The organism is Inquilinus limosus MP06 (assembly GCF_000767795.1).
Classification (GTDB): Bacteria; Pseudomonadota; Alphaproteobacteria; order DSM-16000; family Inquilinaceae; genus Inquilinus; species Inquilinus limosus_E.
Genome location: NZ_JANX01000241.1, coordinates 1 through 8777, shown reverse-complemented (window position 1 = coordinate 8777; position 8777 = coordinate 1). Strand labels below are relative to the sequence as shown.

The window sequence follows — 8777 nt, the reverse complement described above, 5'->3', positions numbered from 1 at the left end:
GACCAGCGCGACGATCACCGCGCGCGCCGCGCCGCCGGCGCCGATCACCACCGCCGGGCCGCGGCCGGCCGACCAGTTGGGCGCGCCGGCCTGGAGATTGGCCAGGAAGCCGAAGCCGTCGGTGTTGGTGCCGAACAGGCGGCCATCCTCGCGCACCACGATGGTGTTCACCGCGGCGATGCGCCGGGCCAGCGGGTCGAGCTCGTCGACCACCGCCATCGCCGCCTCCTTGTGCGGCACGGTGACGTTGCAGCCGCGGAAGCCGAGGGCGGCGAGGCCGCGCAGCGCTGCCTCCAGCCGCTCCGGCGCCACCGCCATCGGCACATAGGCACCGTCGATCCTGTAGCGGGCCAGCCAGTGCCCGTGCAGCTGCGGCGAGCGGGAATGCCCGACCGGCCAGCCGATCACCCCGGCCAGACGGCCTTTCGCGGTCAAGGTCACGACGGCAGCACCCCATGGTCGCGCAGGAAGCCGAGCAGCGGCAGCAGCGGCAGGCCCAGCACGGTGAAATGGTCGCCCTCGACCCTGGCGAAGAGCTGCGCCCCGAGCCCTTCGAGCTGATAGGCGCCGACCGAGGACAGCACCGCCTCGCCGGCGGCGTCGAGATAGGTTTCGAGGAAGACGTGGCTGAAGGACCGCATGGTCAGCTTCGCCCGGTCGGTCGCGTGCCACACACGCTGGCCGTCGCGCACCGCCACCGCGGACGAGGTCAGGGTGTGGGTGCGGCCGCGCAGGGCCAGCAGCTGGTCGCGCGCCGCCGCCCGGTCGGCCGGCTTGTCGTACCAGACGCCATCGCAATCCAGCATCTGGTCGGCGCCGATCACCAGGTCGCCGGGAAAGCGGCGCGAGATACGCTGCGCCTTCAGCACCGCCAGCGCCTCGGCGACATCGGCCGGGGACGCGCCCTCGGCCTGCATCGAGGCCTTCACCTCGGCTTCGTCGACCGCGGCGGGGCTGGGAATGACGGCGACGCCGGCGGCGGCCAGCATTGCCCGCCGCGTGGCGCTGCCGGAGGCGAGGATCACCCGGGTCATGGCCGCGGCTCCATCAGGGAATGCCGGCGCTGCGGCCGCGCCGGGCCAGCAGCGACAGGATCTCGGCCGCCGTCTCCTCGATCGCGCGGCGGGTCACGTCCAGCACCGGCCAGCGGTGCTTGGCGAAGTAACGCCGCGCCTCCGCCACCTCCGACCGCACCTGCTCGGGGTCGACATAGTCGGTGGTCTGGGCCTGGTTCAGCATCTGCATGCGGTTGCGGCGCAGCTGGATCAGCCGCTCCGGATCCTTGGTCAACCCGACGATCAGCGGCCGGCTGATCCGGTGCAGGTCCTCCGGCAGCGGCAGGCCGGGGACGAAGGGGACGTTCGCCGCCTTCACCCCGCGGTTCGCCAGGTAGAGACAGGTCGGCGTCTTCGAGGTGCGGGACACGCCGACCAGGATGACATCGGCCTGGTGCAGCTCGCCCGTCAGGTGGCCGTCATCATGCGCCAGGGCATAGTCCATCGCCTCGATGCGGTGGAAATAGGCGGCGTCCATCGCGTGCTGCCGGCCCGGCCGGCCATGGCCCGCCATGCCGAGCTGCTGCGCCAGCGCCGCCATGATCGGGTCGAGCACCGAGATGCAGGGCACGCCGAGCGTGCCGCACACATCCATCAGCCGGTGGCGCAGCCCGTCATCGACCAGCGTGAAGACGACGACGCCCGGATGGTCGCGGATCTCCTCCACCACCATGTCGAGCTGGCGGTTGGTCCGCACCAGGTTCCAGAAATGCTCGATCGGCTCCGCCCCCTCGAACTGCGCGAGGCAGGCCCGGGCGACGCTATGAATGGTGTCGCCGGTCGAATCCGAAACGAGATGTAGGTGGAACGTCTTCGTCTGCGCCATAGCTTCCTTGTATCCCGGAGGGATGGGGATTGTCTGTGGGCAAATTCGGGATGACAGGCGGATTCACGAGGCTTGACGCGATTGGCCCCCGGACCGCGGGTGAGTCGTCGACTCTTCCATGCGGCTGGGGATGAGAGTCCCGTCCCCGACGGGGCGACGGCGAGGCCGGACGATGCGACCCCGAGTCCTCCCGGCCGTTATGGACAGGGGCGATGGCGAGGGTGTAGCGAGTCGGGCGCGTCTTCCCCGCTTTCCACAGGGAGGGGCGGGCCGACGGGCAAAACCCTGTGGATGGATTGGGGAAGAGTCACAATCCCCGTTATCCACAGCGATTCACAACATCCTCTAAACAAGGATTCCTTTTCATGATTAGGGATGGGCAGAGCCGGGAAGAAAAGTCCGCGACGCCGGCGAAGCCGTTCCTGCGCGCCCTGGCCGGAGAGACCTTGGCCCGGCCGCCGGTCTGGCTGATGCGCCAAGCCGGGCGCTACCTGCCGGAATACCGCGCCGTCCGCGCCCGGGCCGGCAGCTTCCTGGACCTCTGCTACAACCCGGAGCTGGCCGCCGAGGTGACGCTGCAGCCGATCCGCCGCTACGGGCTGGACGCGGCGATCCTGTTCTCCGACATCCTGGTGGTGCCGCACGCGCTGGGCCAGGCGCTGGAGTATGTCGAGGGCGAGGGCCCGAAGCTGGAGCCGGTGACCGACGCGGCCGGCATCGCCCGCCTGTCCGCCGGCCGGCTGCACGAGGTGCTGGGGCCGGTCTACGAGACCGTCGGGCGGGTGGCGGCGGCCCTGCCGGCCGAGACCGCCCTGATCGGCTTCGCCGGCGCGCCCTGGACCGTCGCGACCTATATGGTCGAGGGCGGCGGCAGCAAGGAATACGGCGTGGTCAAGCGCCTGGCCTATGGCGAGCCGGAGGTCTTCGGCCGGCTGGTCGATCTGCTGGTCGAGGCAACATCCGCCTATCTGCTGCGCCAGATCCAGGCGGGCGCCGAGGCGGTGCAGCTGTTCGACAGCTGGGCCGGCGTGCTGCCGGAGGCGGAGTTCGAGCGCTGGGTGATCGCGCCGACGAAGCGCATCGTCGAGGCCGTGCGGGCCGCGGCGCCGGGCGTGCCGATCATAGGTTTTCCGCGCGGCGCCGGGCTGCTGTATGAGCGCTACCTTGCCGGCACCGGGGTCGACGCGGTGGGGCTGGACACCACCGTGCCGCCGGCCTGGGCTGCGCAGGTGCTGCAGCCGAAGGCGACCGTGCAGGGCAATCTCGACCCCGTCCTGGTGCTGACCGGCGGCGAGGCGATGCTGCGGGCCGCCGACGCGATCACGGGCGCCCTCGGCCACGGCCCGTTCGTGTTCAACCTCGGCCACGGCGTGCTGCAGAAGACGCCGCCCGAGCATCTCGCCGCCCTGGTCCGCCACCTGCGCGGGGACGGGGCATGAGCCGGCGGATCGCCGTCGTCCTGTTCAACCTGGGCGGCCCCGACAATCCGGACGCGATCCGGCCCTTCCTGTTCAACCTGTTCGCCGACCCGGCGATCATCCGCATCCCGAACCCGGCGCGGGTGATCCTGGCCTGGGCCATCGCCAAGAAGCGGACCCGCCTGGCCAAGGACATCTATGCCGAGATCGGCGGCGGCTCGCCGCTCTTGCCCAACACCGAGGCGCAGGCCCGGGCGCTGGAGGCGCAGCTGGCCGATCTGGGCGAGGTGAAGGCGTTCATCGCCATGCGCTACTGGCACCCGATGAGCCAGGAGACGGCGATGCTGGTGAAGGATTTCGCGCCGGACGAGGTGATCCTGCTGCCGCTGTACCCGCAATTCTCGACCACCACCACGGCGTCGTCGCTGCGGGTGTGGCGCGACGCCTGCAAGATCGCCCGGCTGGACGCGCCGACGCGGGTGGTCTGCTGCTATCCGACCGAGAGCCGCTTCATCGCCGCCATGGCTGCCGGGCTGCGCGCGGCGCATGAGGAGGCGGTGCGGTACGGCCGGCCGCGCGTCCTGTTCTCCGCCCACGGCCTGCCGGAGAAGATCGTCAGGGCCGGCGACCCCTATCAGTGGCAGTGCGAGCGCACCGCCGCCGCCCTGGCCGAGGCCTCCGGCATCCCCGGCCTCGACTGGGTCTCGACCTATCAGAGCCGGGTCGGCCGGCTGAAATGGATCGAGCCGTCGACCGAGGCGGTGATCCATCAGGCGGCGCTGGAGAAGCGGCCGATCGTGGTGGTGCCGATCGCCTTCGTCTCCGAGCACTCCGAGACGCTGGTCGAGCTCGACATCGAATATCGCAGGCTGGCTGACGAATCGGGCGCGCCGTGCTACCTGCGGGTGCCGACTGTCGGCGCCGAGGACGGCTTCATCGCCGGCCTGGCCGACCTGGTGCGGGCCGGCCATCGTCGGGAGACGGCGTGCGAGGCGGGGGATGGCGGCCGGATCTGCCCCGCGGCGTTCACGGGGTGTCCCAGCAAGGCGGCTTAGAGCGAGGACCAAACCGAATGTCGGCTCTCTATCCCTGGATCAAGGCGCTCCACGTCTTCTTCGTGATCTCCTGGATGGCGGGGATGCTCTATCTGCCGCGGCTGTTCGTCTACCACTCGCAGACCACGCCGGGGACGCCGGAATACGAGCGCTTCGGGGTGATGGAGCGGCGCCTGATGCGCGGCATCATGCTGCCCTCGGCGGTGCTGACCTGGGTGTTCGGCGTCACCATGCTGTGGCTGACCGACTGGGCCTTCTTCGCCGAGGGCTGGCTGCATGTGAAGCTGACGGGGGTTGTCATCCTGACCGTGCTGCACCACATGTGCATACGCTGGCGCCGCGGCTTCGCGGAAGGCCGCAACCCCCACAGCGAGCGCTTCTACCGCATCGTCAACGAGGTGCCGGCGCTGCTGCTGTTCATCATCCTGGTGATGGTGATCGTCCGGCCGTTCTGAGTGGCCGGTCAGGGCAGGCCGAGGCCCTTGCCAACCCAGCCCGAGATGTCGGAGTAGACAACCTTGCGGGCGCCGGCCGCATTCACCAGCTCCAGCCGATCGTAGAGCCGCTCGCCGGTATTGACGAGCGACTGGCCGGCGGGCTGCCAGCCGGGAAGCCTCTCCCGGATATAGTCGTATTCCGCTTTGACGCCGTCGATCTCGCCGGATGCAGCGATGACGATCGCGGTTTCCGGCCGGTCGCCCGGCCCTCCTGAATAGCGAGGACCGCAGGCGGTCACAACCAGCATGGCGGCGGCCGCCAGAACGACGGTGGTCCTCATCGCAAAATCCCCTCCCGAAAATGAATCGACTATGTCGTCTCCCCTGACAAATCCTCCCGCTTCCGCCGAGGCGGTGCAATATGCCGCCGCACGCGGCAGCACGATTGACTTGCGGCAGGTCATTCGATAACCATCTGCTGTTCTCAGCGGTCTTCCGGCGGTCATTCGAAGCGCCGGCGCGGTCGAGCCCTTCGTGCCGTGGACCGAGGCTTCCAGCGAGAGACCAATCCGAAGACGCCGCGCCGCCGGCGCTCTGTCCACGCCCATCCAGGGTCCCCATGCATCTGCAAGAACTGAAAGAGAAGACTCCCAGCGAGCTTCTCGCCTATGCCGAAGAGCTCGAGGTCGAAAACGCGAGCATGCTGCGCAAGCAGGACATGATGTTCGCCATCCTCAAGCAGCTCGCCGATAACGACGTCGCCATTTTTGGATCCGGTGTGCTGGAGGTCCTGCCCGACGGGTTCGGTTTCCTGCGCTCCCCGGAATCGAATTACCTTCCCGGTCCCGACGACATCTATGTGTCGCCGCAGCAGATCCGCCGCTTCGGCGTTCGCACCGGCGACACCATCGAGGGCGAGATCCGCGCGCCGAAGGAAAACGAGCGCTATTTCGCCCTGACCAAGGTCAACAAGATCAATTTCGAGGAGCCGGACAATGTCCGGCACCGGGTCACCTTCGACAACCTGACCCCGCTCTATCCCGACGAAGCGCTGCGGATGGAGCTGATCGACCCGACCAAGAAGAACATGACCGGCCGGATCATCGATCTGGTCTCGCCCCTCGGCAAGGGCCAGCGCGCCCTGATCGTGGCGCCGCCGCGCACCGGCAAGACGGTGATGCTGCAGAACATCGCCAACTCGATCGCCGAGAACCACCCGGACGCCTTCCTGATCGTGCTGCTGATCGATGAGCGGCCGGAGGAAGTGACCGACATGGACCGGTCGGTGAAGGGCGAGGTCATCTCCTCCACCTTCGACGAGCCGGCGACGCGCCACGTCCAGGTGGCCGAGATGGTGATCGAGAAGGCCAAGCGCTTGGTCGAGCACAAGAAGGATGTCGTCATCCTGCTCGACAGCATCACCCGCCTGGCGCGCGCCTACAACACCGTGGTGCCCTCCTCCGGCAAGGTGCTGACCGGCGGTGTCGACGCCAACGCCCTGCAGCGGCCGAAGCGCTTCTTCGGCGCCGCCCGCAACATCGAGGAAGGCGGCAGCCTGACCATCATCGCCACCGCGCTGATCGACACCGGCAGCCGGATGGACGAGGTGATCTTCGAAGAGTTCAAGGGCACCGGCAACTCCGAGATCATCCTCGACCGCAAGCTGTCCGACCGCCGCACCTTCCCGGCGATCGACATCGGCAAGTCCGGCACCCGCAAGGAGGAGCTGCTGGTCGACAAGGGCACGATGTCGAAGATGTGGGTGCTGCGCCGCATCTTGATGCCGATGGGCCCGACGGATGCGATGGAGTTCCTGATGGACAAGCTGAAGCACAGCAAGTCGAACGCGGACTTCTTCGAGAGCATGAACCAGTAACGCTCTCGCCCATCGTCAACGCGAAGGGCCGCCGGTCGCAGGATCGGCGGCCCTTTCCGTTTCATGGCGGCGCTGCGCCCCGGTCCGGTTGACCCGGCGCGCGGCCGATCCAACTTGCCATCCACAACCAGCGCGGTGGTCAGCATGGCCGAGCTTCGATCCAGCCTCGCCCTCATCCTGGTCCTGTCGGGCTGCGCCGGCGTGCCCTCGGCGACGCCCGATCCGGCGCTGGCCGAGAAGGTGCGCAGCCTGATGGGGGGCGACATCTGTTCCGACCGCGTCGCCGGCGCCCTGGCCGCCCGGCACCTGACGGCCGCGGGCATTTCCGGCATCGAGCGCACGCCGGTGACGCCGGGCTATCCGACCGAGTACAGCCTGGCCCAGCGCCAGGCCTGGGTGCGGCAGCCCGGCCAGCCCGGCGCGGTCGTGGTGCAGTATGACCAGCAGAGCTGCCGGATCGCCCTGGTCTATGCCCGGGACGGCGCGACGCTGCCGGACGCGTGACGCGCGCCCTGGCCCAGGGGGGGCGGGTTCAGTGCCCGCCGCCACCCCCGCCGCCCATGGGCTTCGGCGCGCGCAGCAGCGGCATCAGCAGCAGCCCGGCATAGAACAGCAGCGCCATCAGCAGGAAGCAGTCGGCGAAGGTCAGCACCTGCGACTGCTTCACCACCATGTTGTTCAGCGTCTTCACCGCGGCGAGGTCCGGGTTGCCGAGGCCGGCCGAGGTGAACATCTGGCTGAAATTGTCGACCGTGGCCTGCACATGCGGGTTGGTCAGGGTGATGTGGTCGGCGATGCGCGAGGTGTGCAGCCGCGCCCGGTCGATCATCACCGTGTTGATGCCGGCCAGGCCGAAGGCGCCGCCGAGATTGCGCATCAGGTTGTAGAGGCCGGAGGCGTTCTTGATCTTGTCGGGCGGCAGGGTGCCGAGCGCCAGGGTGTTGATCGGCAGGAACAGCAGCATCAGCGACACGCCGCGCACCGCCTGCGGCCAGAACAGCTCCCAGAAGCTCCAATCGGCGGTGATCCAGGTCATCAGGTAGATGCCGGTGCCGAAGGCGACGAGGCCGATGCCCAGCATCAGCCGCAGGTCCAGCTTCTTCGACAGCATGCCGGCCAGCGGCGCCGAGATGAACTGGAACACGCCGGTGACGAACATGATCTCGCCGATCTGCAGGCTGTTCAGGCCGCGCACCCGGGCGAGGAACAGGGGCACGATATAGACCGCCCCGTAGAGGCCGACGCCGATGATCAGGCTGTACAGGCAGCCGAGCGAGAAGTTGCGGTCGGCGAAGGCGCGGAGGTCGACGATCGGATTCCGGGCGGTCAGCACCCGGGCGAAGAAGCCCATCCCGGCCAGGGTGCCGATCACGGCGAAGGTGAAGATCGACCGGTCCTCGAACCAGTCCCAGCGCGGCCCTTCCTCGAACACGTATTCGAGGCTGCCGAGGAACAGCGCCATCAGCGCCAGCCCGGCGAAGTCGAAGCCCTTGAGCAGCTCGAGATTCGGCTTGTCGAACTTGACCAGGAACCAGACGCCGGTGGTCACCAGGACGCCGGGGATGATGTTGATCAGGAACAGCCAGTGCCAGGAGAAGGCCTGGGTCAGGTAGCCGCCGAGGGTCGGCCCGATGGTCGGCGCCATGGTCGCGACCAGGCCGATCAGCACCGAGATGCCGGCCCGCCGCTCCGGCGGGAACAGGATGAAGGAGGCGGCGAAGACGGTCGGGATCATCGCCCCGCCGAGGAAGCCCTGCAGCGCCCGGAACACGATCATCGATTCGATGTTCCAGGCCAGGGCGCAGGCCAGGCTGGAGAGGGTGAAGCTGGCCGCCGAGATGACGTAGAGGATGCGGGTCGACAGCAGGCGGGAGAGAAACCCCGAGAGCGGGATCATCACCACCTCGGCGATCAGATAGGCGGTCTGCACCCAGCTGATCTCGTCCGGGCTGGCCGCCAGCCCCGCCTGGATCTCGCTGATCGAGCTGGAGACGATCTGGATGTCCAGGATCGCCATGAACATGCCGACGACCATGGTGAAGAACCCGATCGTCTCCCGCGTCCCGGCGCCGGCCCGCTGCGGCGCGGCCGGGGCGGGGGCCGACGCGCC

General features: G+C 68.6%; 10 protein-coding genes. 5 read left to right on the top strand and 5 right to left on the bottom strand.

Features of this window, described 5'->3' with window-relative positions; genetic code table 11:
* From P409_RS18425 to P409_RS18415, 3 genes are all read right to left on the bottom strand, one after another.
* The coding region (locus P409_RS18425; RefSeq protein WP_034840988.1) for a shikimate dehydrogenase at window positions 1-435 on the bottom strand (435 nt) is incomplete at its 3' end.
* A gap of 2 nt (window positions 436-437) precedes the next feature.
* Window positions 438-1034: a Maf family protein gene (locus P409_RS18420; protein WP_034840985.1), complete on the bottom strand. Its 597-nt coding sequence runs from the start codon at window positions 1032-1034 to the stop codon at window positions 438-440.
* Window positions 1035-1047: 13 nt separating this feature from the next.
* A complete protein-coding gene (locus P409_RS18415) occupies window positions 1048-1881 on the bottom strand; it encodes a pyruvate, water dikinase regulatory protein (RefSeq protein WP_034840982.1) in 834 nt (277 codons plus the stop codon).
* Window positions 1882-2246: 365 nt separating this feature from the next.
* On the opposite strand from P409_RS18415, the gene hemE reads away from it, so the two are divergent.
* From hemE to hemJ, 3 genes are read left to right on the top strand one after another with little or no spacing between them, the layout of a single operon-like run.
* Complete coding sequence (gene hemE / locus P409_RS18410) at window positions 2247-3320, top strand: uroporphyrinogen decarboxylase (RefSeq protein ID WP_052120896.1); 1074 nt, start codon at window positions 2247-2249, stop codon at window positions 3318-3320.
* Entirely contained in the window at window positions 3317-4354 is a 1038-nt protein-coding gene (gene hemH, locus P409_RS18405; protein ID WP_034840979.1) for a ferrochelatase, read from the top strand. The genes hemE and hemH overlap by 4 nt, the downstream gene beginning before the upstream one ends.
* 17 nt (window positions 4355-4371) lie before the next feature.
* Entirely contained in the window at window positions 4372-4809 is a 438-nt protein-coding gene (gene hemJ, locus P409_RS18400; protein WP_034840976.1) for a protoporphyrinogen oxidase HemJ, read from the top strand.
* 8 nt (window positions 4810-4817) lie between these two features.
* Here hemJ and P409_RS38050 read toward each other — a convergent pair whose 3' ends face one another.
* Window positions 4818-5399 (bottom strand): hypothetical protein, encoded by a 582-nt coding sequence (locus P409_RS38050; protein ID WP_152613433.1) that lies wholly within the window; start codon window positions 5397-5399, stop codon window positions 4818-4820.
* 11 nt (window positions 5400-5410) lie between these two features.
* Here P409_RS38050 and rho point away from each other — a divergent pair, with 11 nt between their 5' ends.
* Entirely contained in the window at window positions 5411-6667 is a 1257-nt protein-coding gene (gene rho, locus P409_RS18390; RefSeq protein ID WP_034840967.1) for a transcription termination factor Rho, read from the top strand.
* A gap of 144 nt (window positions 6668-6811) precedes the next feature.
* Window positions 6812-7171 (top strand): hypothetical protein, encoded by a 360-nt coding sequence (locus P409_RS18385; RefSeq protein ID WP_034840964.1) that lies wholly within the window; start codon window positions 6812-6814, stop codon window positions 7169-7171.
* 28 nt (window positions 7172-7199) lie between these two features.
* Here P409_RS18385 and P409_RS18380 read toward each other — a convergent pair.
* Window positions 7200-8777, bottom strand: a 1578-nt coding sequence (locus P409_RS18380; RefSeq protein WP_034840960.1) for a DHA2 family efflux MFS transporter permease subunit, incomplete at its 5' end; no start/stop codon positions are given.

Coding starts and splice junctions, on each gene's coding strand:
- P409_RS38050 (WP_152613433.1), bottom strand. CDS start 5,399: ATGGGCGTGGACAGAGCGCCGGCGGCGCGGCGTCTTCGGATTGGTCTC.
- P409_RS18385 (WP_034840964.1), top strand. CDS start 6,812: ATGGCCGAGCTTCGATCCAGCCTCGCCCTCATCCTGGTCCTGTCGGGC.
- P409_RS18415 (WP_034840982.1), bottom strand. CDS start 1,881: ATGGCGCAGACGAAGACGTTCCACCTACATCTCGTTTCGGATTCGACC.
- hemJ (WP_034840976.1), top strand. CDS start 4,372: ATGTCGGCTCTCTATCCCTGGATCAAGGCGCTCCACGTCTTCTTCGTG.
- P409_RS18420 (WP_034840985.1), bottom strand. CDS start 1,034: ATGACCCGGGTGATCCTCGCCTCCGGCAGCGCCACGCGGCGGGCAATG.
- hemE (WP_052120896.1), top strand. CDS start 2,247: ATGATTAGGGATGGGCAGAGCCGGGAAGAAAAGTCCGCGACGCCGGCG.
- hemH (WP_034840979.1), top strand. CDS start 3,317: ATGAGCCGGCGGATCGCCGTCGTCCTGTTCAACCTGGGCGGCCCCGAC.
- rho (WP_034840967.1), top strand. CDS start 5,411: ATGCATCTGCAAGAACTGAAAGAGAAGACTCCCAGCGAGCTTCTCGCC.